We start from the raw sequence: 22700 nt of genomic DNA, 5'->3' as shown, positions 1-22700 counted from the left end.
TCCGGGGTTACGTCGTCGCGTTCTGGGCGACAACGACCAGAACCTCCGCCTTCTGCCGGCCGAGGCTCCGGACCTCGTGCGGCGTCTCGCCCGAAAAATACAGACAATCGCCCTTGCCGAGGACGAGCTCTTCGCCGTCGAGCTTGATCGCAATTTTCCCGTTGATCACGAAGAGCAGCTCCTCGCCGGCATGCGAGGCGCGCGTCGCCGATTTGTGCGGCGGGCTGAGGAGGAACGGCTCCATCATCTTGCGGGTGCGGCCGGTTGCCAGCGGCACCACGCCAAAGGTGTCCTGGAACAGCGGGACATTGCCGCCTTCGCGGCGGAACAGCGTGTAGCGCGGCGCGGGCTCGGCGTTCGGGTCGAAGAAGTTCGCGACGTTGACCTCGAGGGCGGCGGCCATCCGCAGCAGCGCGGCGAGCGAAGGGATCTTGAGGTTGCGCTCGACCAGCGAAATGTAGCCGCGCGTGAGGTCGCTCTGCCTGGCAAGCTGGTCCAGCGTCAGGCCCTTGGCAATCCGCGCCTGGCGGATATTGGCCCCGACCGCTGTCGCTTTGCTGACGTCAAGCACGCATGAGTCTCCTGAACTGCTGATGCTTCTTTTGCATCAGATGCTGCCGAACTGCCAGCCCGGTGGCGCGCGCAGGGCAGTTCCGGGGGACGTGCAGGTGTATTCCAAAGGAAAACTATCGCGCAGAAATTTCGAGCAGCGCCGCGGATATTGTGGGCAGGCGAGCTGGTATATCGCGAAAATCAGCCGAATAATGGTGCAATTGATGCGCTCTGCCGCGATCGGCGGCATTTGCCGCATTCCGTGCCGTTGATTTCCATTAGTAAACATGATCGATTTTACCGCCGCGGCTGCCGATGGGCTCCGCGACAGAACCAACTGCTTTCCCAGGCGCCGGTACCTTTTGGAGAGATCGATGACCGTGGCAGACGACGTAACCCTGAGCGTAGCGCCGGACGAGGCGGCGAGCTTGCGACGGATCGTGTGGTCGAGCGTGATCGGCACCGCGGTCGAATGGTACGATTTCCTCATCTACGGCACGGCGACCGCGCTGGTGTTCAACAAGGTCTTCTTCGCGGCCGGCAATCCCACGCTCGCCACCATCGCCGCCTTCGGCACCTACGCGGTCGGCTTTTTGGCGCGGCCGCTGGGCGCTGCGATCTTCGGTCATTACGGCGACCGGGTCGGCCGCAAGGCGATGCTCGCGATCACGATCATGGTGATGGGCATCGGCACCTTCCTGATCGGCTTGCTTCCGACCTATCAGCAGATCGGCATCGCCGCGCCGCTGCTCCTGATCGGCCTGCGTTTCCTCCAGGGCATCGGCCTCGGCGGCGAGTGGGGCGGGGCGGTGCTGATGGTGGTGGAGAACTGCCCGACCCACCGCCGCGGCCTGCTCGGCAGCATGGTGCAGGTCGGCAATCCCATCGGCAATCTCGCCGCGATCGGCATGTTTGCGCTGGTGGCGAGCCTGCCGGAAAGCGACTTCATGGCTTACGGCTGGCGCATTCCGTTCCTGATCTCGATCCTCCTGGTCGGCGTCGGGCTCTACATCCGCCTCAACATGGAAGAGACCGCGGCCTTCCGTCAGGTCCAGGCCAAGAAGGACGTCGCAAGCATGCCGCTGGTCGAGATCTTCAGGCATCACCGCAGGCCGTTCTTCACTGCGGTTGGTCTGAAGATCTCCGAGATCGCCTATGCCAGCATCGGCGGGGTGTTCGTGATGTCCTACGCCACGGCCAATCTCGGCCTGTCGCGCACGGTGGTGCTGAACGGCGCGTTCGCCGCATCGCTGGTCGCGCTGCTCGCCATTCCCTTGTTCGGCTGGCTGTCCGACCTCGTCGGCCGCAAGACGATGTTCTATGCGAGCTGCCTGTTCTCGGCGCTGTTTGCCTTTCCGCTGTTCTGGCTGCTCAACACCCGCGATCCCGCCGTCGTCATCTGCACCATCGTGGTCGCGATCACCTTCGGCCAGATGGTGATGTTCGGCATCGGCGCGCCCTGGTACTCCGAGCTGTTCTCCGCGCGGCTGCGTTACAGCGGCGCCTCGCTCGGATTTCAGGTCGGCGCGGCCCTGAGCGGCGGGTTGACGCCGCTGATCGCGGCGTCGCTGATGGCCTGGAGCGGCGGCGCAACCTGGCCGGTCTCGCTACTGCTGATCGCCTGCGCGGCCATCACGGCAACTGCGACCACGTTCGCGCCGGAAATGGCGAACAAGGAACTGACCTGATCCCGCGGCGCGCCAACGCCTCTCACAAGGATTTTGTCATGCTCGACACCATCAGCGCCGGCTCGGCGCAGACGACAGCGCAGCTCGGCTGGACCGGCGTGGTGCGCTTCCTCCATCTCGCCCCGCGTGCGTTCCTGCCGATGCGCGCAGCGGAAACGATCACGCTCGTCGCAGGCCGGGGGATCGAGGGCGACCGCTACATGATCGGCAACGAGGAGGGGTTTTATTCGCACAAGCCCGAAGAGGGCCGGCAGGTCACCCTGTTCGAGCTCGAGACGCTGGTCGCGCTCAAGCGTGACGCCGGCATCGAGCTTGGCCCGGAGGAGCATCGGCGCAACGTCACGGTCGAAGGCGTGCCGCTGAACCATCTGGTCGGCCGCCGCTTCTGGCTCGGGGAAACCCTGCTGGAAGCAACCCGGCTGTCGGTGCCGTGCCGGCATATCGAGGAGATCACCGGCAAGGCGATCTTCGATCCCCTCATCAATCGCTCCGGCCTGAACTGCAAGATCCTGCAAGCCGGCATCGTCAAGGTCGGCGATACCGTGCGGAACGCGGCATGAAGGTGCGTCCGATCACGACGATCAAGACGATCGTCACCGGCATCGAGGAGGCGGGGGCAGGCACAAAACTGTTCACGCTGGCCGATCCCGATCGCTGGGAGCTGCCGCCCTTCAAGCCCGGCGCGCATATCGACCTGCATCTGCCGAACGGACTTGTCCGCACCTACTCACTGTGCAACGAGCCCGCCGACAATGCGCGCTATGTTGTTGCGGTCAAGCGTGAGGCTGATGGGCGTGGCGGTTCGCGCGCGCTTCATGAGGTCGGTATTGGCGACGTGATCGGCGTCTCGCTGCCGCGCGGCGGGCTCGATCCCGGTGCAGGCATTGCGCGCCATGTGTTCATTGCGGGCGGCATCGGCGTGACGCCGTTCCTGTCGATGGCGCGGCACCTCGTGCAGACGGGCGATGCCGGCTTCGTGCTGCATCTGATCGTGCGCGAGGAGGTGCCGCTCGCCGCGCATCTCGCGCCACTGATCGAAGCGGGCCGTGTCGTCGTGCACTGCACGTCCCGGATCGGGCGTCCTGATCTCGCTGCGCTCATCGGGGAGGGCGGGGCGGACACGCTGGTCGCCTGTTGCGGGCCGGAAGGCATGACTGAGGATTTCGAGCGGGTCACCGCGGGCTGGCCAGCCGCCAATGTCCATATCGAGCGTTTCGTCGCGCCGCCGCCGGTCATCGATCCCGACACAAAGCCCTTCACGCTGTCACTGGCGCGCTCGGGCGCCGAGATCCAGGTCCGCGCCGGCCAGACCATGCTGGCCGCGTTGCAGGAAGGAGGCATCGACATCGCAACCTCCTGCTGCGGGGGCATCTGCGGCGCCTGCAAGGTCGGATGGATCGAGGGCAAGCCCGTGCACCGCGACCGCATCCTGTCGCCATATGAGCGTGAGCGCTATCTCATGGTTTGCGTCGCCGGATCAGACGCGGAGCGGCTGGTGCTGGATCTCTGAGCTACCAGTGCACACTCTGGCTCGGCACGATGAACGCCGTGTTGCTGGGCGGCGTGGCCAAGCTCGTCGCCAGATACCAGCCGGAGCCGAGCACGAGCGCCAGCAGGGCGACCATGGCGAGCACATCGATTGTTCTTGGATCGTGCTCCCTTGGACTGAATTTGGGATGCGGACCAAGCCTGAAGTGAAGATGAGGGCTGATTTTCCAGCGCATTGTTGTTTCCTCCCGCGGGAGCATCAAAACAACGCGAGGAGAATGTTCCGGTTCCACTCCGGGCAGCGATGCGCAAAGCACCGCAACAAACTTAGGGTGCGTTGACGCCGTGCCAGCGGCCGTAGCGCCAGGGCAGATACCAGCGTGCGTCTTGCGGCGCGGCGAGGGGCACGTTGTCGATGCCCGACGTGCCGAACGGATTGCAGCGAAGCAGGCGCGCGAGCGTCATCCAGCCACCCGCCCAGAGCCCGAAACGTTCGATCGCCTCGTCGCCGTAGACGGAGCAGGTCGGCAAATGCCGGCAGTTGTAGCCGACCAGCGGCGAGAGTGTATGGCGGTAGAGCCAGATCAGCGCGCGACCGAATCTGCGCGGGAGGCGAAGCGCGCCCTCGAGGGGAGTGGAGCAATGTTCGCAGGCTGAATGCTTCATGTGCGCTTTGCTGCGACGTTAAGCGAGGTGTTGCGCGGTTCCCGAGCAGGGAACAGCAAGCTGTTGTTTGCGCGCCATATTTTACGTGCTTTTTGGGAGCAGTGCAGCAAGTACCTGTGGACGATCTGTATTCCCCCGGATACCATTTTTATGACGCCCGCGTGTAGAAACATACGCCTGTATGATGGACTCAGAGGGCGCTACCGGGGATTGTTGGGGGACCTTTGGGGCTTGGGGAAGGAACCAGATTGAGACTTCTGAACTCCCTTGATCGTCGCGGCTGGTTGGTGCTTGGGGCCGCCGCATTCGGCATCGCCCTGACCGGAGCTGTCGCTACGACCGGCACCAAGGCTCACGCCGGCGCGGCCCTCGAAGAGCGCAAGCTGCCGATGAAGTTCAGCTGGGTCGCCTGCGAGCCGAACTGCCGCGGCTGGGTCAGTGCGGTTGGCATCATTACCGCCGATACGCCCAAGGATTTCGAGGAATTTTCGCGCGGGCGCCAGCTCGGCGGCGCCACTGTCGTGCTCGATTCCAGCGGTGGTTCCGTCAACGACGCGATCACGCTCGGCAGGCGCTTCCGCAATCTCGGGCTTTTGACCACGGTCGGTATCAGCGTTCAGAACCGCGGCGGGCAGTCGGCCCGTCCGGCGGTCGCGCCCGAGGCCTATTGCGAATCCATGTGCGTGTTCCTGCTGCTGGCCGGCAAGAAGCGCTACGTGCCGGACGCCGCCCATGTCCGCGTCCACCAGATCTGGATGGGCGATCGCGCCGACGATGCCAAGGCGGCGAGCTACAGCGCGCAGGACCTGATGATCGTGGAACGCGACATCGGCCGGCTCGCCAAATACACCTTCGACATGGGCGGCGCCGGCGATCTTTTGTCGCTCGCGCTCAGCGTCCCGCCCTGGGAAGATCTGCATGAGCTGGACACCGGAGAGCTCAAGCTCACCAATCTCGTGACGACGGATCTGGTGGCCGACGTGCTGCCGCATGTGGACGTCACAGCGCCGGCCATGGCGGAGCTGGCGCCGAAGACGCAGGCCAGGTTCGGTGTGGAACCGGAGCAGCCGGCCAAGTCGACCAAGACGGCGGAAGCCGTGGTGCCGACGGGTGGGGTGGCGACGCCGAGCGCGGCCTCGCCGAAGTAGGATCTTAAATCTTGGCAGTCATTCCGGGGCGCGCGTAGCGCGAACCCGGAATCTCGCGCTGTAATCTCCGGATTCCGGGATCGTCGCTTTGCGACGCCCCGGAATGACGCGGGCGGTTCAGCCCTGCGCCGTTGCCGGCTGCTTCGCCTTGGCCTCGATCTGACCGATGGCATCGACGACGGCATCGAAGGTCAGGAGCGTCGAGGCATGTCGCGCCTTGTAGTCGCGCACCGGCTCGAGGAACTTGATCTCTTCCCATTTGCCTTCAGGAGGCGCGCCGTTCTCCTTGAGCATCTTGCGAACGGTTTCGCGTAACTCACGGAGTTCGCTCGCAGTCGAGCCGACGACGTGACTTGCCATGATGGATGAGGAGGCCTGTCCGAGCGCACAGGCCTTCACGTCATGGGCGAAGTCGGTGACGGTGTCGCCGTCCATCTTGAGATCGACCTTCACGGTCGAGCCGCACAATTTGGAGTGGGCAGTCGCGGTGGCATCGGGGGCGGACAGCCGCCCGAGGCGCGGAATATTCCCGGCCAACTCGATGATCCGCTTGTTATAAATGTCGTTCAGCATGTGATGGAGTCCAACACTTCCGCACCGGATCGGCCTTGGCGGGCGCCGTCCAGGGTCCTATATAGGGTCGGAACGGGTGGAAAAACAGTCCAGCGGCCCGGCAGTGGTGATCCAGGACCACGCGGGCGACGCCAGAGATTGCGGACCTTTTTCGCCAAAACTGTAGTCTTCAGGCGTCCGGCGGCTTGCCGCCCCGTCTGCCGGTGACACTCCGGCCGCAAGGCCGTCGAACGGAGTCGATATGGACGCTACGATCAAATCCATCCGCCCGAGCAAGCCCTCCGACCGGCAGCCCGAGAGCCGCCCGGCCGAGCTTGACCCTGCCGAATTCCTCGCGGCCGCCGTCCGCGCCGACCAGCCGCGCCCCGCGCGCGCGCAGGCGGAAGCGGCGGTGAAGACGCTGCTCGCCTATATCGGCGAGAACACCGAGCGCGAGGGTCTCTTGGACACGCCGCGCCGCGTGGTCGAGGCCTTCGACGAGCTCTATCAGGGCTACCACCAATGCCCGGCCGAGGTGCTCGACCGCACCTTTGGCGAGACCGCCGGCTATGACGACTTCGTGCTGGTGCGCGATATCGAGTTCACCTCGCAGTGCGAGCACCACATGATGCCGTTCTACGGCAAGGCGCACATCGCCTATACGCCGGTGGAGCGCGTCGTCGGCCTGTCGAAGCTTGCCCGCCTGACGGATATCTTCGCCCGCAGGCTCCAGACCCAGGAGCATCTGACGGCGCAGATTGCCGCGGCCATCGACGAGGTCTTGAAACCCCGCGGCGTTGCCGTGCTGATCGAGGCCGAGCATACCTGCATGTCGGTGCGCGGCGTTGCCAAGCATGGCGCTTCCACGTTCACCAGCCGCTTTACCGGCATGTTCCGCGACAATCCGGCGGAGCAGGCCCGTTTCCTGTCCCTGGTGCGAGGCACGCGCTGACCTCGCGAGTTGACTGGCGAGGTTCCTGTGTCCGCTCACTCCCATGAGATCGAGGAAGGGCTGTCCTTCCAGCCGCGCTTCGACGCAAGCGGCCTCGTGACCTGCGTGGCGACCGACGTTGCCACCGGCGACGTGCTCATGGTCGCCCACATGAACGACGAGGCGCTGCGCAGGACGATTGCGACCGGCGAGGCCTGGTACTTCAGCCGCTCGCGCAATGCCTTGTGGCGAAAAGGTGAGACATCGGATCAGACCCAGCGCGTGGTCGAGATGCGCACCGATTGCGACCAGGACGCGGTCTGGATCCGCGTCGAGCAGATCGGCGCGGCCTGCCACACCGGCCGCCGGTCCTGCTTCTACCGCAAGGTCGAGGCCGAGGACGGGGGAGCGAAACTGGTCTTTGTCGACGCCGACAGGCTGTTCGATCCGGACGCGGTCTACAAGAAGTAGCTCCTCTTTCATTCCGGGGCGTGCGCAGCACGAGCCCGGAATCGATCGTGCGGCATCACGCGGGGGTGGATGGATTCCGGGCTCATCGCTTAGCGATGCCCCGGAATGACTCGGGGAGGGGGCGATCCCGGAATTAACCCCGCATTAACCATACCTGTCTCACGGTGAGACGACAGGACGCCGAATTGCCGGCGTCGCTCAACGCCGCGCGGGGCGGGCACTTCATCATGTCGGTCGACAATTCCAGTGCCTCTCAGACGGCGGTTCTCGATCCGTCGCGGGCGCGTGTCGCCGGTGCGATCAAGCAGGCCTCGAACATCAGTGGTGTCAGCTTCCAATACATGCTGACCACCGCGAAGATGGAATCGGATTTCGATCCGACGGCGGGGGCCACGACCTCGTCCGCGCACGGGCTCTACCAGTTCATCGACCAGACCTGGCTCGGCACGGTGAAGGAGGCGGGGACGCAGCTCGGCTATGGCAACTACGCCGACGCCATCACCAGGACCTCGTCGGGCACCTACACCGTCGATGATCCCATGATGAAGCGGTCGATCATGAAGCTGCGCGACGACCCGGAGGCTGCCTCGAACATGGCGGCGGCGCTGACGCAGTCGAACAGCTTCAAGCTCACCGGCCTGCTCGGCCGCAGGCCGTCCGACAGCGAGCTCTACATGGCGCATTTCATGGGCGTCGGCGGCGCCGCAAAACTGATCGCCAATGCCGAGGACAATCCGCAAGCGGTCGGCGCGCGGCTGTTTCCCAACGCGGCATCCGCCAACCGTTCGATCTTCTACGCCAGGGATGGCCGCGCCCGCAGCGTCTCCGAAGTCTATTCGGTGCTGGACGCGCGCTATGCGAGCGCTGCAAATTCGAAGACCACGCGCAGCGCGATGGCGATGTATGGCGGCACGCCGTCGACGACGCAGGTCGCGAGTGCAAATGCCGTGCTGCCCGCCACGCCGGTGATCGACAACGCCGCTTATCTCCAGACCTTTCCGGATGCGCGCGGCGTGACGCCGGTGAGCGCGACATCCTCGACGACGGTCGCGGACAATGCACCGGTCGCGCCGGCCTTCCGTTCAATCTATCAGCCCGGCGATGCCACGCAGCCGGTCTCGACGACGGTGCAGAAATTGTGGGGCAACAACGCCTCGCTCACCTCGGTCGCGCCCGCGACCTCGGTCGCATCCGCGACGCCGGATGTGCGGCCGCCGCAGCCGCTCGATCTCTTCAGCGATCGCAGCGGCACGTTCTCGAGCTGACATTTCGCCTTTCGCGTCCGGGGCACGTCAACAGGCCGCCTTGGTTCCCTTAACAAAACGTCAATAAAACCAGCCAGTTATGGTGAACGCTTTGTTAAGCGTCGTGGTTTATTTTGTGTTGCAGGTGACGAGCCGTCACCATTTTCGTTTGTTGTGTAAGCCGGAAGCAGCATGATTGTTCGGCAGTTCATCAATTGGATCAGGACGGCGCCCGCCGGTGAGCGGGCCGAGGCAACACGGGCACTGGCCCGGGCCTGGCTGATCTCAGACTTGTCCCATGACGATCGCGTCGCCGCCGAAGGCGCGCTTCTGATGCTGCTCGACGATCCCTCGCCGCTGGTGCGGCAGGCGATGGCGGAGGCCTTTGCGCGCAGCACGGATGCCCCGGCGGCAATCGTGCGGGCGCTGTCGGCGGACCAGCCGACCGTCGCGCTGCCCGTGCTCGAACATTCTCCGCTGCTGATCGATGCCGATCTCGTCGACATCGTCGCAACCGGCAACGACGAGGTGCAGTGCGCGGTCGCGCGCCGGATCGCGCTGCCGGTGTCGGTCTGCGCTGCCATCGCCGAAGTCGGCTGTGCAGCGGCAGCGCTCGAGCTGATCGAGAATCCCCACGCCGAGCTCGCGCCGTTCTCCTGGAACCGCATCGTCGAGCGTCACGGCCATCTCGCCGCGATCCGCGAGGCGATGCTGGTGCTGGAGGATCTGCCGGCCGTAACGCGCGCGGCGCTGGTGGCAAAGCTCTCCGAGACGCTGGCGCAATTCGTCGTCGCGCGGAACTGGCTGAGTGCCGATCGCGCCGACCGCATCACCATCGAGGCGCGCGACCGCTCCACCATCAACATCGCGGCGCGCTCGCGCGGCGAGGACATGCAGGGGCTGGTACATCACATGCGCGTCACCGGCCAGCTGACCGCGGGCCTGATCCTGCGCGCGCTGCTGTCGAGCAATCTCGACCTGTTCGACGCCGCGCTGGCTGAACTCGCCGATTTGCCGCTGGCGCGCGTCACCGCGCTGCTGCACGACCGCGGCGGCAACAGCCTGCACGCGCTGCTCCGCCGCGCCGGGCTTCCCGAGGCGACGTTTGCGGCGTTCCAGGTGGCGCTCGATGCCTGCCACGAGCAGGGCTTCGTCGACAGCGACGACGGCGCGGTGCGGCTGCGCCGGCGCATGGTCGAGCGCGTGCTCACCCATTGCGAGACCGACCGCGGCGCCACCGAGCCGCTGATGGTTCTGCTCCGCCGCTTCGCCACCGAGTCTGCGCGCGAAGAGGCAAGGCTGTTCTGCGACGAGCTGGTCGCGGACGACACGGTCGATCCGGTTTACGACGATCTGATCGCCGCGTAACGAGACGCCGCAGGGTGGGCAAAAGGCGCGTAGCGCCGTGCCCACCATCTCTCCACGCAGCTCATGTTGATTGGTGGGCACGCTTCGCTTTGCCCATCCTTCGTTCTGGTCGTGTCGATGGAGCAGCCTGAGGCCCCGTCATTGCTTCGCTGAGCTCGCAATGACAAGACGCGAGAGTGTTTACTCCGCCGGCACGATGCTCGGCGCCAGGATCACCTCAAGGTGCTCGGGGCGGTCGCGGTTGACGTCGGCGAGGTAGTCGTCGGCGACCTTGCGCAGGCGCCGGCTGAGCTCGGCGGAGACGCTGATGCTGTCGAGCTTGGTGTTCTCGTGCACGATGGCCAGGATGGCGTTGATATGGTGCGTGAACAGCTCGGCCGGCACCCTTTCGAGATCGGGCGCGTGCTCGATGACGCGGCACAGGCTCTCGGCGACGCCCGCCGCGGCCGGATAGCCGAATGTCGCAGCGTCGCCCTTGATGTCGTGCGCGGCGCGGAACAGCTCGTCGCGCCTGTCCTTGGTGAAGCCGTCATGGCGGATAGCGACGTAGGCGGCGGACAGGCGGTTGACCTCTGTCGTCATCCAGTCCTTGAACTCGCCGGCGAGGCCGGCGAGCGCCTGCTCGGCGCGGCTGACCGGATCGTCCAGGTCCTTTTCTTCGACACGACGCAGAACTCTGCGCAGCGGATTGGGCTGCGTGATGATTTGATGCGTGGCGAAGGCCGTGACCTCGATGTCCTTTGCGCTGTTCTTCGCCATGATACCTGCCTCGCGTGAGACGTTGCGCTAGATGGAGGAGCGGGCCTTGTCGAGCAGCGAGGGCTGCTGCAGCACCTCGTGCTTTTCGCCGACACGGCGCTCGGGGCCCATATAGGCGGAGTTCGTGTTGCGGCGCCGGTCCGGACCGAAATAGGTCTTGGTCTTGATGAAGGGCCGGGGATTGGCGACCACGTTGAGGATGCGCTGATAGAGCCCCTTGGCCGAGATCGGCTTGGCCAGGAATTCGGTGACTCCGGCATCGCGCGCGACCGTGACGCGGCGCTTCTCGGAATGGCCGGTCAGCATGATGATCGGCGCGTAAGGATTGCCCTTGGATTCCGGCTGCCGGATCATCTGCGCGAGCTCGAGCCCGTCGAAGATCGGCATCGCCCAGTCGGTGATGACGATGTCGGGCACGTAGTGGCTGTACATTTCCAGCGCCGTGGCGCCGTCCTCGGCCTCGTAGACTTCGCGCGCGCCGAAGGAATGCAGCAGCGTCCGCAGGATGCGGCGCATGTGCGGATTGTCGTCGCAGACGAGGAAGCGCAGCTTGTTGAAATCGATGCGGAACATGACGCCTGGGCCAGAGCGGTCAACCTTCGTTAACCATATCGTGGCGGGGGTTAACGAAGGGTTGCGACCGGGCGTCCCAAAGCGCCGGTCAAGGCGCCGGGCAGGGGGCTCAGTAGCCGAACTGCTCGCGCAAAATACGCTCTTCCAGGCTGTGGCCGGGGTCGAACAGCATGCGCATCGAGATGGTCTTGTCGGACAGCACCTCGACGCGGCGGACGTCGCGCACCTCATCGTGGTCGGCGACCGCGGCGACGGGGCGCTTGTCGCCCTCCAGCACCTCGATCACGACATAGGCCGTGTTGGGCAGCAGCGCGCCGCGCCAGCGGCGGGGGCGGAAGGCGCTGATCGGGGTCAGCGCCAGCAGCGCGGCGTTGATCGGCAGGATCGGTCCCTGGGCGGACAGGTTGTAGGCGGTCGAGCCTGCCGGCGTCGCCACCATGATGCCGTCGGCGATCAGCTCGGGCATCCGCTCGCGCTCGTCGATCAGGATCCGCAAGCGTGCCGCCTGGTAGGTCTGACGGAACAGCGCGACCTCGTTGATGGCGTGGTGCAGGTGGACGCGGTCGTTGACGTCGGTCGCGCGCATCAGCAGCGGATTGATCTCGGACTCCTGTGCCGCCTCGAGCCGCGCACGCAAATCGTGCGTCGAGTATTCGTTCATCAGGAAGCCGACCGTGCCGCGGTGCATGCCGTAGATCGGCTTTCCCGTGTGCATGTTCTGGTGCAGCGTCTGGAGCATCAACCCGTCGCCGCCGAGCGCGACCACGATGTCGGCTTCGTTCGGGTCGCAATTGCCATAGTCGCTGGTGAGCTGGCCGAAGGCGGCCTGCGCCTCGCTGCTCGGGCTGGCGACGAAGGCGATCCGGTCGTAGCGCGCTGGCTTGGTCATGGCTTCCGGGCAGGGCCGCTGGCTCGAGTAAGTTCCGCCGGGCTCGTCTATACACCCGGGCCTGCATTGTCGAGGATGACCGCCCTTCAAGGCAAACGGGCGGCTGCCGATTCGGGACGAAACCCGGTCGTTTCGAGCCCGATCGGCCTCCTTGGGCGCCCTCGAGTCCACAATCCCCCAAACCGTCGCAATTTTGCGCTAGGCTTTTGGCCTCGCCGGGCTCTCACAGCCGGCAGGGAGAACGATCATGACCACGAGTTTGCCGAGCCGCGCGATCCTGGTGCTGGCGGTGTCGGCCTTCGCGCTTGCGGGCCTTGCGCGTGCGGACGATCCGCCGCAGCCGCGATCTGAGACGGCGGCGCCGGCCGGACAGAAAGGCGGACGCGGCGGCGGCACGCAAAGCGCGCCGCAAGCTTCGCCGTCGGCCGCCGAGCCGCACCGTCTTCCCTCGGATTCGACCACGAAGCAGACGCTCGATCTGCCCGGTCGCACGCTCAACTTCGCCGCAACCGCCGGCTCGATCCGCGTGTTCGATGGCAAGGGCGAGCCGCTGGCCGACATCGCCTACACATCCTATGAGCTCGACGGTTCAGACCGCGCGACGCGTCCCGTGACGTTCCTGTTCAACGGCGGACCCGGCGCGTCCTCGGCATGGCTGCAGTTCGGCGCTGCGGGCCCGTGGCGGCTGCCGCTCGATGGCGAAGCCCTTTCGCCATCGGCCTCGCCCGACGTGAAGCCGAACGCGGAGACCTGGCTTGATTTCACCGATCTGGTCTTCATCGATCCCGTCGGCACCGGCTACAGCCGGTTCGTTGCGACCGGCGAGGACGCGCGCAAGTCCTTCTATTCCGTCGACGGTGACGTCAATGCGATCGCGCTGGTGATCCGCCGCTGGCTCGAGAGGCATGACCGGCTGGTCTCGCCGAAATACGTTGCAGGCGAGAGTTATGGCGGCATTCGCGGGCCGAAGGTGGTGCGCCAGTTGCAGGTCCAGCACGGCGTCGGCGTCAGGGGATTGATCCTGGTGTCGCCGCTGCTCGACTTCCGCGAGTTCACCGGCACCAGCCTCCTGCAATATGTCGCAACGCTGCCGAGCTATGTGGCGGTGGCGCGCGAGGCCAAAGGACCGGTCAAGCGCGCCGATCTCGCCGACGTCGAGGCTTACGCGCGCGGCGAATTCCTGGCCGACCTCGTCAAGGGCGAGGCCGACAGGGAGGCCACCAATCGCCTTGCCGACAAGGTCGCCGAGCTCACCGGCATCGACCGGGCGGTGAGCCGCAGGCTCGCCGGCCGCTTCGACATCGGTGAATTCCGCCGCGAGTTCGACCGCAAGAACGGCAAGGTGACGGGACGCTACGATGCCTCGGTCCGCGGCCTCGATCCCTACCCGGATTCGGGCAATTCGCGTTTCGGCGATCCCTCGGGCGACGCGCTCCAGGCGCCGTTGACGAGCGCCGCGGTGGACGTCCTGACACGCAAGCTCAACTGGCGGCCGGACGGCTCCTATGAAGTCCTCAACGGCGCCGTCGAGGGGCAGTGGGATTTCGGCCGCGGCATCAACCCGCCGCAGTCGGTGTCGGATCTGCGGCAGGTCCTCGCCGCCGACGCGAAGCTGAACGTGCTGGTCGCGCATGGCCTGTTCGATCTCGCCACGCCCTATTTCGGATCCAAGCGGGTGCTCGACCAGTTGCCGGCCTTCGCGACGCAGCGGATCAAGTTCGTCGTCTATCCCGGCGGCCACATGTTCTATTCGCGCGACGGCTCGCGGCAGGCGCTTCGTGGCGAGGTCGAGGGATTGATCAGGGAGTAGGCCGACGCTTGCGCGGTGGATATTGGCGCGCGATCTCGCGGGCGACGACGCTCGCAGGCTTGACGTTGGCGCCGGCGAGCCAGATGTCGCTGACCTTGCCGCGAGCATCGCGGACGCGGCGCACCGGCTCGCCATGACTTGAATGGCCGGCGGCGGCGGCAATCCTGCCGGTATCGCGGCCGGTCACCTCGATCTCGCCGGCATCCATGAACGGATTGTTGAACTGCGGGTTGGCGATGAGCACACGGTCGCCCATCGGCACGAGGTCAGTCGCGCCCCAGATCGTCCACCAGCGGCCGGTCCAGTCGCGTACGCGCCGGTCGGGTGCGCCGCGGGTCTTGAACGTTCGCAGGATCTGCATCGCGCCGTCCATCCAGAACGGCGCAGCGCCGTCGATGGAGTTGCTGATGATGCTGATCGCGAGCTCGCAGGCGGGAATGGCGCAGGTCCGCGAGATATAGCCCTGGAAGTGACCGCCATGGCCGAGCCAGTCCCAGCCGTCGAGCTTGCCGGCGCCGATGCCCAAGCCGTAATAGGCCTCGAAACTCTGCGGGATACGCCAATGATGTCGTGTCATCTCGCGGCGGCTGGCGACCGACAGCACGCTCTTTCTTGCGTTGGGCGCGAGCTGCGCGAAGAAACGCGCCGTATCGGCGGCGGTGGCGGCGAAGCCCGTGGCGGACGCCATCGCGTGTGTGGGATTGTCGCCGGGGATCACGCAGCGCTCGCCCAGCGGCACTTTTCGCGTGTGACCGCGTGCGAACGCCGCACCTTTGGGGAGCGGCGCGTCCGGCTCGGTCTCGCGCAAACCCGCGGGTTCGATGATCTCGCGCTTGATCCAGGCGGTGTAGGGCTGCTTCGTCACCGCTTCGATCACGAGACCGAGCAGGCCAAAGCCGTGATTGGAATATTTGAAGCGCGTGCCGGGCTCGATCGCGGTCGGTAGCTTCAGCTCCGCGAGCAACTCGTCCGCGTTCAGATACGGACGACGATCGATGAACTGGCCGGAATCGGCGCCGTCGCGCGTCAGCCCGGCGCTGTGCGAGAGCAGTTGCGCGATCGTGGTCTCGGCGACGCGCGGATGCAGGCCGCCGACATACTGCCCAACGGAATCGTCGAGTCGGAGCTTGCGCTGCTCGCGCAGCTTCATGATGCCAGCCGAGGTAAAACTCTTGGAGTGCGAGGCGATGCGGCAGCGGTGGCGCGGCGTGAGCTTCTCGCCGGTGTCGAGATTGGCGAGGCCGAAGGCGTGCTCGGCAACGACATCGCCGCGATAGACGAAGGCGACGATCACACCAGGCTGCTGGATTGTCGTCTGCTGGAATTCGATCCAGGAGCTGATGTAGTCGATCGCGGATCGCAGCCACGTGTCCATTGCGCACCGATTTGCGAGGGAAGGATTGGTGCGCGAGGCTAGCCGAGAAAGCAGAACCGGCACAACCCCTAGGTTGTGCCGGTTCGCGTCGTTCGGAAACGGGATGGCTTAGTAGACGAGCGTCGCGCCGGTCGGCTTGTCCAGCGCCGCGGCAAGCGAGCGATACTCGGAGCTGTCGGTGCCGGCGAGCGAGGCGATCTTGTTCAGGTGATACTGCGCCTGCTCGCGGTTGCCCTGCTCGAGCTGCCAGAGGCCGTAATACTGCCAGGTGCGGACGTGGTTCGGATCGTCCTTCAGCGCCAGCTCGTAATAGACCTTCGACGACTGGTAGTCGCCGAGCTTGCGATAGGAATAGCCGATCAGATTGGCAACGTCGGCGACGTCGTCGCGCTTGAGCGACTTCAACTGATCGATCGCGCCGGTGTAGTCATGATTGTCGTAGATCGTGGTGTAGGCGGTGCGATAGGCAGCAAGGAATTTCGGATCGCTGACGGACGAGCTCTTCTTCTTGCCCTTCTTGGTCGAAGTGTCCGACTTCGGCGGCGACGAGGGCTCGTCGCTCCCCGCGGCATAGGCGCTGGTCAGCACCGGCCCGGCTGCGAGCGTCATGGAAACGAGCCCCGGCAGCAGAAGCATTGAGAGTTTGCGCATCTAAGTTCTCCCGTATGGAACGTGGCGATCCTACACGATTGCCCGAAGACCGGAACACCCAACGGGCGAAAACATTCCCGCTTCGCACGATCTATTCGCCCTGGGCAGATGACAAACTTGTCATCCAGATGAACGGAAGCCTGCAACCGGCTTCAGACTGGGTTCAGCGCGCGAGGCCTAGGCTCCCACCTACGATCGAAGGGTTGGCGAGAGGGCGCCCGCCTGAAGATCCTTCCAAGAGGAGACCAACCATGTTGAAGACCATTTCCGCAGCCTTGCTCGCAGCTTCCGTGATCGCAGCCCCGGCCTTCGCCGCCGAGGCCGGCAAGACCACCACGACCGCGCCGGTGATCAAGGCGGACCAGAGCCAGACCAAGGTGTCGAACACCGCCGCGAAACCGGATGCCGGCGTCAAGGCCGACACCAAGGCCGCCGACGTCAAGGCGGACGCCAAGGTCGACACCAAGTCGAAGACGATGAATGCGAACGCCGCGGTCACGCCTGACGAGCACAAGACCGTGCGGACGCATCGCCATCACCACAAGCATCTGTCGGCCAAGAAGTCGCTGAAGGCGCAGCCGGACGCGACCAAGCCGGTGACGACCGAGAAGCGCAGCTAACGACTGATCCCGCGCGGCGGCATCCCTGGCATTGCCCCGCCGCCGCGTGCGGAATTCAGGCCCGGTCCGCTGTCTCGGTGCCTTGCGCGAAAGCGCAAGGCACCGGCGGCGGGCCGGTGCGCCTGCAAGCGAATTCCCTTCGTGCAACCTTGGGGCTAGAACATCTCCGAGTCTGAGCGAGCGGAGAGCGTGACCTGTGGGGCGATTGGCGAAACGTGCGGTGAGCCTGCTATTGATCCTGGCATTGCCGCTGGCGCTCGCAGCGTGTTTCGGCAGCGACGGTGACCGTCCAACCCTGATGGATGGGACCCAGGCTGGAGGTCCTCAGCCTTTTCCCGACAATTTCCGCGGTGACACGCTCGCCCTGATGCGCGCCTATCTGAACAATCCGGTCGGCGTGCGCGAGGCCAGCATGGCCGAGCCGGTGTTGCGCGAGCTCGGCGGCCGGCAGTTCTACGTGAGCTGCCTGCGCTTCACGCCCCGCGAGACCGACGGCAGCTACAAGGGCATGCGCGAGCGCGCCGTCGTCTTCGTCAACGGACGGGCCGACCGTGTTCTCGATCGCGCCAGCGAGCTCTGTACCGGTGCGGTTTACGCACCCTTTCCGGAACTGGAAAAGATGATGCGGTAGCGCAAAGCCCGTCTTCATCGGCTGGTGCTAGGACTGCAGTCGCCGGAGCCGCTGGATCACATTTTGGCGAGCTTTGAACGGGGCGGGTTCGCCTTGCGACAGATTGTTACGGCAAGCCTTGCGCAGGCGACAAAACAGCCGGTGCAGGGCAACGTGACGGAACAAAATCGCGATGTTGCCACCCCGTCACAGTAGCGAACGATCAACGTTCCGGCATCGCCGCGAAGCAACCTAATTCACGCCACGTTGTTTCCTGAGTGTCGAATTTGAAAGAACGGGGATGATCATGAAAACGATCTTGCTGGGCGCAGTCGCTCTGCTTGCGCTGGCCGCGCCGGCCGCAGCGGCCGACATGCAGCCGCGCGCCTATACCAAGGCACCGGCCTATACGCCGCCGCAGGTGATCTACAACTGGACCGGGTTCTACATCGGCGGCCATGTTGGCGGCGCGTTCGCCGGCGACAGCAGCTTCCAGTCGAGCGACGCCCGCTTCCTCGGCGGTGTGCAGGGTGGCTTCGACTACCAGTTCGCGCCCAATTGGGTCGTCGGTGTCGAGGCCCAGTATTCCTGGCTGCCGACCAACAACAACGGTGTCACGTTCCCACTGGGAACGCAGGTGACGTCCAATACCGACCAGCTCGGGTCGGTGACAGGCCGGATCGGCTACACTTGGGGTCCGGCGCTGGTCTACGCCAAGGGTGGTTACGCCTGGCGCAATGGCGGCCTTGGCGTCAACGTCGCCGGCGTGCCGCAGGGCTTCACCGCCACCGGTAACAACAAGGACGGCTACACCGTCGGTGCCGGCCTCGAATACATGTTCGCGCCGAGCTGGTCGGCCAAGGCCGAGTACCAGTACTACAATTTCGGTAGCACCACCTTCACCTCCGGGCCGGCCGACATCGTCGGCGTCCGCGGCCGGGAGGACGAGCATACCGTCAAGGTCGGTGTGAACTACCGCTTCGGCTGGGGTGGTCCGTCAGCCTCGCGCTACTGACCCGCCAGCGGCAATCGCAGTTCCGACAAAGGCCGGCTCCCGCCGGCCTTTTCGTATGCCGGCCCGTGCTGGCGGCCGGTTCTTTGCTTTGCGTGAACCATCTGGCGCGTCATTTGCAAGCAAACATTCCGGCGCGCGCCTTCTCACGCGTGTCATGGGGCTGGCGTAAAGCAAAAATAATTTTTGCCGCTTACGGAACTCGCGCTCCGGAACGCGTTATATGAGAATTATCGGGCTGGTGGGACGACGGTCATGCGTATCTTGGTGTCGGCAGCGGTGCTCGTGTGCTTCGTCGGCGGGCCGTGCACTGCTCAAACAATCCTCAAATCCGAGCCTCTGATGCTGGCACCTTACGAGGTGGCCTTCGTCAAGGACGCGTCCTGTCCGTCCGGCAAGGTGTTGAAGGTCACCGGCGCGATCCGCGGGCTGCACCGCCGCAAGGCCTGCGTGGCGCTGGCCGGCGAGCAGGCATCGCTGGCGACCGCGACGCCCTGAACCCCGGCTTCCGGCCAGACCTCACAAATTCAACTGAAGCTCTATCCTGGACTGGCGCTCGGCCTCCGCCTTGTTCGTGGCGGGGTCCTCGCCCTGCGCTGCCCGGCAGGGCTTAATCTCGTAGTCGTTGTCGAGCACACGCCGCGGCCCGGCACGGTTGTCGTCGGCGCTGACATCCACGACGAGACCGCTCCGCTGCGCCAATTTCCAGACGTCGGACTCATCAGGATAGGCCTTGCTGATCTGGGCATCGTTGCAAAACAGGGCGTAGGGCATTCTTCCCGCTCCCGGAAAGCGCGTTAACGACTTCAATGGCGAGGGGTTCCGGCCGGCGGCTGATCACGGCGCCGTGATCGCGGTGCCCGGGGTCCTTGAGTCGTAAACGAGTCCTGAATCTCCAAAAAAAGAATCCCTGGGACTCTCCGGCCGGAATCAGCGGATGTTTTCGGCCATGACGAGCGACCTGAAAACCTCCTGCGGGCACATGCTCCTGCCGCTGACAGTGGCGCTGCTCGGCGCCTGCGCAGCCAATCTCTGGCTGGTTTGGTCCTGGCTGTAGGTCGCCAGACGGACGGCCTGCCTTACTTGGCGGCCGGTGGAGGAGGGCCGCCGTCGCGGATGGCGGCGCGGACTTTTGTCAGGGTCGCCGCGCAATATTCCTCGCGCTCGCGCTCGAACCGCTCCTGATGCTTGCGGAAATTTGCGATCCTGGCCTGCATCTCGGTACGGAAATCGCCACCCGTGCGGGGCGGCGGGACCTGGACGGGCCGAGCTTGAGGGGCGGGCGGAGATACGGCCGGTGGCGGGTCGGTTTCGATCGCGATGGCCTGCACGGTCACGATTTCCGTGGTCACCGCGAATGCAGCAGGCGGGCTTTCCGGCGGATGGAGGTCATCCTTCTTGCCGGTTACCGATTGGACGAAGGCCAGTGTCTGCGCGATCAATGCGTCGCGCTCTCGGATCCACTTCATGGGCCACCCCCGTTAGGGGTACTCCACCAAAGCTCGAGGGACGAATCAAGAAGATATCCTCCGAGGGATTGCATATTTTTCCCGGTCGCCCGACAGTGGGCGCATGGATGCCGGAAAAGAGCAGGCGGATGAAGCCGAAGGATTGAGGCTCGTTCGCGCGTTCCTGTCGCTGCCGCCCGACAAGCGGGCGGAGGTGATCGCGTTCGCCGAGGAATTGGCGCGGGCCCATGGCCAGCCCGGGGAGGGCGAGGGCACGTCTCCGAAGGGCACATCCCAGAGGTGAGTGCTATCGCTCGCGCGGGTTGACGTTGGGCACGAAGGGCGCACCGACCACCCGGACCGCCGCCGGGGCTGCGGCCTCGACCGGCCTGCTGTCGGCGACCTGCCTCTCCGGAGCCTGTCCAAAGACGGGCTCGTACAGCGCAAGAGCGCCGGCTACGACGACGCAGCACAGCGTCACCGCCCCCCGGCAAGAATATGTCTCGATGGTCTGCCCTGATCCGCATGGGGCAAGAACGAGCGACGTACGTGCTTGGTTCCGCACCAGATCGGCGACGTGGCCAGGACGGTCGAAGAGTTCAAGTCCAACGGACTCGAAGTGGAGCGGCTCAAGGCGGCGCAGGCCGAAGCCGAGAAGCAGGCGGCCGAGCAGCGTCGCCGCGACATGGTCCGTGCAGTCGGTTGCTACCGCCACGGAAGAGCTGTCCTCCTCGGTCAACGAGATCAGCCTGCAGATTTCCGGCATCCAGACCGCGACCCAGGAATCGGTGAACGCGATCCGCGACATCTCCGCGACGATCGAGCGGCTCTCGGAAGCGTCCTCGACCATTCCCGCGGCGGTCGAGGAGCAGGGCGCCGCGACCCAGGAGATCTCGCGCAACGTGCAGCAGGCCGCCCACGGCACCCAGCAGGTCTCCTCGAACGTCACCGACGTGCAGCGCGGCGCGGCCGAAACCGGCTCGGCCTCCTTGCAGGTGCTCTCGACCGCAAAGATGCTGGCGACCGACAGCAACCGGCTGAAGGACGAGGTCGGAAAATTCCTCCGGACGGTGCGTGCCGCCTGAGTCCGCGCGGCGGCATCCGCCGCGCCAAGAGTCTCTATTGCGGCAGCAGCAACGCTAGCGCGATGACGAACAGCATGGCCGTCATGACGACGGCCGTAATCGCGCCGGCGGCGATCCTGGCCTTCTCTTTGGGCGTGGTAGGGCGCATCGGGTGCGCATGCTACCTGATGTTGAATTCTGATCCAATCTGTGATCAGTAGCCGTCCCCGCGGCGTTCGGCGTCCGCGCCCCTTCGAAGGCAGCCCATGACCGACGATGTCGACGACGGCTGGGCCGCGTCCGCGGCCGCCTGGATCATCGAGCAGGGTGAGGACGGCGACTACGGCCGCCGCTTCGTGCTGGATGCGCCGATGCGCGCGCGGATCGAGGGCCGCGGTTTCCGCAATGCGCTCGACGTCGGCTGCGGGGAGGGACGCTTCTGCCGCATCATGCAGCGCGCCGGCATCCGCACCACCGGCATCGATCCGACCGAGGCGCTACTCGCGCGCGCTAGGGAGCTCGACCCCCGCGGGGATTATCGGCTCGGTCGTGCCGAGACGATGGATATCGATGCGTGTTTCGATCTGGTGGTCAGCTATCTCAGCCTGATTGACATTCCCGATCTCGGTACGGCGATCGCGAAGATGGTGGGGGCGCTCCGGCCGGGCGGCACGCTGCTCATCGCCAATCTGACCAGCTTCAACACCGCGGGCCAGCCCGACGGCTGGGCACGTGACCGCAAGGGCGAGATGCGCTTCGCCATCGATCACTACATGGACGAGCGCCCGATCTGGCTGAGCTGGCGCGGCATCCGGCTCCAGAACTGGCATCGTCCGCTCGGCACCTACATGACGCTGCTGCTCGACCACGGCCTCCAGCTGCGACTGTTTGTCGAACCGGAGCCCACAAGCGGCGACCCCCGCAGAAACGACCTTCATCGCCGGGTGCCCTACTTTCACATGATGGAGTGGCAGAAGCCGGCTTGAGTGGAAAGGCCTGTGATTTCTGACGCGACGTTTCGCGTGTAGACTGCGCTCGCGATGGAATCTGGATTTGGAAGCGTCCGATGATCCCCAACCGTCCGCCCGTGCTCGCCCACGAACGCTTTGCTGCCGATCGTGACAATTTCGCGGCCCTCGATCTCGCCGCGCGGTTCGAGCGGATCGAGAAGACGAACCTGTGGGGCGCGGCCGGCTCGGTCTCGGGCCTCGGCTCGGAGGATCCCGCCACGGCCGCGATCCGGGAGGCGCTTCCTGCACTGCTGCAACGGCTCGGCGCGCGCTCGCTGCTCGATGCGCCCTGCGGCGATGCGGGCTGGATCGGCCGCATGAAGCTCGATCTCGACTACACCGGCATCGACATCGTGCCGTCGCTGATCGAGGCCAATAGCGAGCGCGCGGCACGAGGTGAACTGGCCGGCCGCTTCCGCGTCGCGGACATCACGCGCGATACGCTGCCGGCGGCCGACTTGATCCTGTGCCGCGACTGCCTGGTTCATTTGAGCTTCGACAACATCGCTCGCGCCGTCACGAACTTTCGTGCGAGCGGCGCGCGCTTCCTGCTGGTCACGACGTTTCCCGAATGGGATGCAAATCGCGACTGCGAGGACGGCGACTGGCGCGCGCTGAACATGGCGACGGCGCCGTTCAACTGGCCGGCGCCGCGCGAACTGATCAACGAGCGCTGCGAGGAGGGCGGCGGTGGCTGGCGCGACAAGAGCCTCGGGCTCTGGCGGCTGGATGAATTGCCCGATCGCATCCGCATTGCCACGGGGATGTGAC

28 protein-coding genes and 1 pseudogene are annotated in these 22700 nt (G+C 65.4%); 17 read left to right on the top strand and 12 right to left on the bottom strand.

Annotated features, from left to right (window positions below; all coding sequences use genetic code 11):
• Positions 1–7: 7 nt before the first annotated feature.
• Complete coding sequence (locus WN73_RS04695; protein ID WP_011088278.1) at positions 8–571, bottom strand: helix-turn-helix domain-containing protein; 564 nt, start codon at positions 569–571, stop codon at positions 8–10.
• Between the two features lie 36 nt (positions 572–607).
• Positions 608–802: a hypothetical protein gene (locus tag WN73_RS04690; RefSeq protein ID WP_028175869.1), complete on the bottom strand. Its 195-nt coding sequence runs from the start codon at positions 800–802 to the stop codon at positions 608–610.
• A 124-nt stretch (positions 803–926) separates the two neighbouring features.
• Between WN73_RS04690 and WN73_RS04685 the strand changes: the two genes are divergently transcribed.
• Genes WN73_RS04685 through WN73_RS04675 form a run of 3 tightly spaced genes read left to right on the top strand, consistent with a single transcriptional unit; the run spans position 927 to position 3750 of the window.
• Positions 927–2240: an MFS transporter gene (locus WN73_RS04685; protein ID WP_011088277.1), complete on the top strand. Its 1314-nt coding sequence runs from the start codon at positions 927–929 to the stop codon at positions 2238–2240.
• 38 nt (positions 2241–2278) lie between these two features.
• The gene (locus tag WN73_RS04680; RefSeq protein ID WP_028175870.1) at positions 2279–2800 is read left to right on the top strand and encodes an MOSC domain-containing protein; all 522 of its coding nucleotides are present in this window, start codon (positions 2279–2281) and stop codon (positions 2798–2800) included.
• Positions 2797–3750, top strand: coding sequence for a PDR/VanB family oxidoreductase (locus tag WN73_RS04675; protein ID WP_028175871.1), 954 nt, complete (start codon positions 2797–2799; stop codon positions 3748–3750). Before WN73_RS04680 ends, WN73_RS04675 begins: the two co-directional genes overlap by 4 nt.
• Before the next feature lies 1 nt (position 3751).
• On the opposite strand, the gene WN73_RS04670 is transcribed toward WN73_RS04675, so the two are convergent.
• Both WN73_RS04670 and yidD read right to left on the bottom strand, forming a co-directional pair.
• Positions 3752–3964: a hypothetical protein gene (locus tag WN73_RS04670; RefSeq protein WP_028175872.1), complete on the bottom strand. Its 213-nt coding sequence runs from the start codon at positions 3962–3964 to the stop codon at positions 3752–3754.
• A gap of 91 nt (positions 3965–4055) precedes the next feature.
• The gene (yidD, locus tag WN73_RS04665) at positions 4056–4394 is read right to left on the bottom strand and encodes a membrane protein insertion efficiency factor YidD (protein ID WP_028175873.1); all 339 of its coding nucleotides are present in this window, start codon (positions 4392–4394) and stop codon (positions 4056–4058) included.
• A gap of 248 nt (positions 4395–4642) precedes the next feature.
• Here yidD and WN73_RS04660 point away from each other — a divergent pair, with 248 nt between their 5' ends.
• Entirely contained in the window at positions 4643–5542 is a 900-nt protein-coding gene (locus WN73_RS04660; RefSeq protein WP_028175874.1) for a hypothetical protein, read from the top strand.
• Positions 5543–5659: 117 nt separating this feature from the next.
• On the opposite strand, the gene WN73_RS04655 is transcribed toward WN73_RS04660, so the two are convergent.
• On the bottom strand, positions 5660–6115 hold the full coding sequence (locus tag WN73_RS04655) for an iron-sulfur cluster assembly scaffold protein (protein ID WP_011088271.1): 456 nt from the start codon (positions 6113–6115) through the stop codon (positions 5660–5662).
• A 241-nt stretch (positions 6116–6356) separates the two neighbouring features.
• Here WN73_RS04655 and folE point away from each other — a divergent pair, with 241 nt between their 5' ends.
• The 4 genes from folE to WN73_RS04635 all read left to right on the top strand — a co-directional run bounded on the left by folE (position 6357) and on the right by WN73_RS04635 (position 10108).
• The gene (gene folE, locus WN73_RS04650) at positions 6357–7046 is read left to right on the top strand and encodes a GTP cyclohydrolase I FolE (RefSeq protein WP_011088270.1); all 690 of its coding nucleotides are present in this window, start codon (positions 6357–6359) and stop codon (positions 7044–7046) included.
• 27 nt (positions 7047–7073) lie between these two features.
• Positions 7074–7496, top strand: coding sequence for a phosphoribosyl-AMP cyclohydrolase (hisI, locus tag WN73_RS04645; protein WP_271551812.1), 423 nt, complete (start codon positions 7074–7076; stop codon positions 7494–7496).
• Between the two features lie 185 nt (positions 7497–7681).
• Positions 7682–8761 carry a lytic transglycosylase domain-containing protein gene (locus WN73_RS04640; RefSeq protein ID WP_271551810.1) on the top strand — a complete coding sequence of 360 codons (1080 nt, stop codon included), beginning with the start codon at positions 7682–7684 and terminating at the stop codon, positions 8759–8761.
• 171 nt (positions 8762–8932) lie between these two features.
• Positions 8933–10108 carry a DUF2336 domain-containing protein gene (locus tag WN73_RS04635; protein WP_271551808.1) on the top strand — a complete coding sequence of 392 codons (1176 nt, stop codon included), beginning with the start codon at positions 8933–8935 and terminating at the stop codon, positions 10106–10108.
• Between the two features lie 180 nt (positions 10109–10288).
• Here WN73_RS04635 and WN73_RS04630 read toward each other — a convergent pair whose 3' ends face one another.
• The 3 genes from WN73_RS04630 to WN73_RS04620 form a co-directional block, all read right to left on the bottom strand.
• On the bottom strand, positions 10289–10867 hold the full coding sequence (locus WN73_RS04630; protein ID WP_011088266.1) for an Hpt domain-containing protein: 579 nt from the start codon (positions 10865–10867) through the stop codon (positions 10289–10291).
• A 27-nt stretch (positions 10868–10894) separates the two neighbouring features.
• Complete coding sequence (locus WN73_RS04625; RefSeq protein WP_008549760.1) at positions 10895–11440, bottom strand: response regulator; 546 nt, start codon at positions 11438–11440, stop codon at positions 10895–10897.
• Positions 11441–11549: 109 nt separating this feature from the next.
• On the bottom strand, positions 11550–12329 hold the full coding sequence (locus WN73_RS04620) for an NAD kinase (protein ID WP_038967522.1): 780 nt from the start codon (positions 12327–12329) through the stop codon (positions 11550–11552).
• A 247-nt stretch (positions 12330–12576) separates the two neighbouring features.
• Between WN73_RS04620 and WN73_RS04615 the strand changes: the two genes are divergently transcribed.
• Entirely contained in the window at positions 12577–14139 is a 1563-nt protein-coding gene (locus WN73_RS04615; protein ID WP_271551802.1) for a S10 family peptidase, read from the top strand.
• On the opposite strand, the gene WN73_RS04610 is transcribed toward WN73_RS04615, so the two are convergent.
• Together WN73_RS04610 and WN73_RS04605 are read right to left on the bottom strand one after the other, a co-directional pair.
• Entirely contained in the window at positions 14129–15514 is a 1386-nt protein-coding gene (locus WN73_RS04610) for a serine hydrolase domain-containing protein (RefSeq protein ID WP_271551800.1), read from the bottom strand. The genes WN73_RS04615 and WN73_RS04610 overlap by 11 nt on opposite strands.
• A 108-nt stretch (positions 15515–15622) precedes the next feature.
• Positions 15623–16165, bottom strand: coding sequence for a tetratricopeptide repeat protein (locus WN73_RS04605; RefSeq protein ID WP_028175881.1), 543 nt, complete (start codon positions 16163–16165; stop codon positions 15623–15625).
• 251 nt (positions 16166–16416) lie between these two features.
• Between WN73_RS04605 and WN73_RS04600 the strand changes: the two genes are divergently transcribed.
• The 4 genes from WN73_RS04600 (at position 16417) to WN73_RS04585 (ending at position 18905) form a co-directional block, all read left to right on the top strand.
• The gene (locus tag WN73_RS04600; RefSeq protein WP_028175882.1) at positions 16417–16785 is read left to right on the top strand and encodes a His-rich protein BRANT; all 369 of its coding nucleotides are present in this window, start codon (positions 16417–16419) and stop codon (positions 16783–16785) included.
• Positions 16786–16981: 196 nt separating this feature from the next.
• Entirely contained in the window at positions 16982–17416 is a 435-nt protein-coding gene (locus WN73_RS04595; protein WP_186363043.1) for a hypothetical protein, read from the top strand.
• A gap of 286 nt (positions 17417–17702) precedes the next feature.
• Positions 17703–18410, top strand: a complete 708-nt coding sequence (locus WN73_RS04590) for an outer membrane protein (protein ID WP_028175884.1) — start codon at positions 17703–17705, stop codon at positions 18408–18410.
• A 252-nt stretch (positions 18411–18662) separates the two neighbouring features.
• Entirely contained in the window at positions 18663–18905 is a 243-nt protein-coding gene (locus WN73_RS04585) for a DUF6719 family protein (RefSeq protein ID WP_011088257.1), read from the top strand.
• Between the two features lie 21 nt (positions 18906–18926).
• Here WN73_RS04585 and WN73_RS04580 read toward each other — a convergent pair whose 3' ends face one another.
• Complete coding sequence (locus WN73_RS04580; RefSeq protein ID WP_011088256.1) at positions 18927–19181, bottom strand: hypothetical protein; 255 nt, start codon at positions 19179–19181, stop codon at positions 18927–18929.
• 305 nt (positions 19182–19486) lie between these two features.
• Positions 19487–19876 (bottom strand): hypothetical protein, encoded by a 390-nt coding sequence (locus tag WN73_RS04575; RefSeq protein WP_028175885.1) that lies wholly within the window; start codon positions 19874–19876, stop codon positions 19487–19489.
• A 103-nt stretch (positions 19877–19979) separates the two neighbouring features.
• Here WN73_RS04575 and WN73_RS04570 point away from each other — a divergent pair, with 103 nt between their 5' ends.
• From WN73_RS04570 to WN73_RS04550, 4 genes and pseudogenes are all read left to right on the top strand, one after another.
• Entirely contained in the window at positions 19980–20159 is a 180-nt protein-coding gene (locus tag WN73_RS04570; RefSeq protein ID WP_028175886.1) for a hypothetical protein, read from the top strand.
• 261 nt (positions 20160–20420) lie between these two features.
• Positions 20421–20940: pseudogene (locus tag WN73_RS04560) on the top strand (methyl-accepting chemotaxis protein); the annotation flags it as partial.
• Between the two features lie 245 nt (positions 20941–21185).
• The gene (locus WN73_RS04555) at positions 21186–21905 is read left to right on the top strand and encodes a class I SAM-dependent methyltransferase (RefSeq protein ID WP_011088254.1); all 720 of its coding nucleotides are present in this window, start codon (positions 21186–21188) and stop codon (positions 21903–21905) included.
• Positions 21906–21985: 80 nt separating this feature from the next.
• Positions 21986–22699, top strand: a complete 714-nt coding sequence (locus tag WN73_RS04550) for a class I SAM-dependent methyltransferase (RefSeq protein WP_028175889.1) — start codon at positions 21986–21988, stop codon at positions 22697–22699.
• Position 22700 lies beyond the last annotated feature (1 nt).

It is taken from the genome of Bradyrhizobium sp. CCBAU 45394, assembly GCF_028128655.1.
In the GTDB taxonomy this organism is placed as follows: domain Bacteria; phylum Pseudomonadota; class Alphaproteobacteria; order Rhizobiales; family Xanthobacteraceae; genus Bradyrhizobium; species Bradyrhizobium diazoefficiens.
The sequence above is the reverse complement of the archived record's forward strand: the minus strand, read 5'-3'. Positions and strand labels throughout refer to the sequence as shown.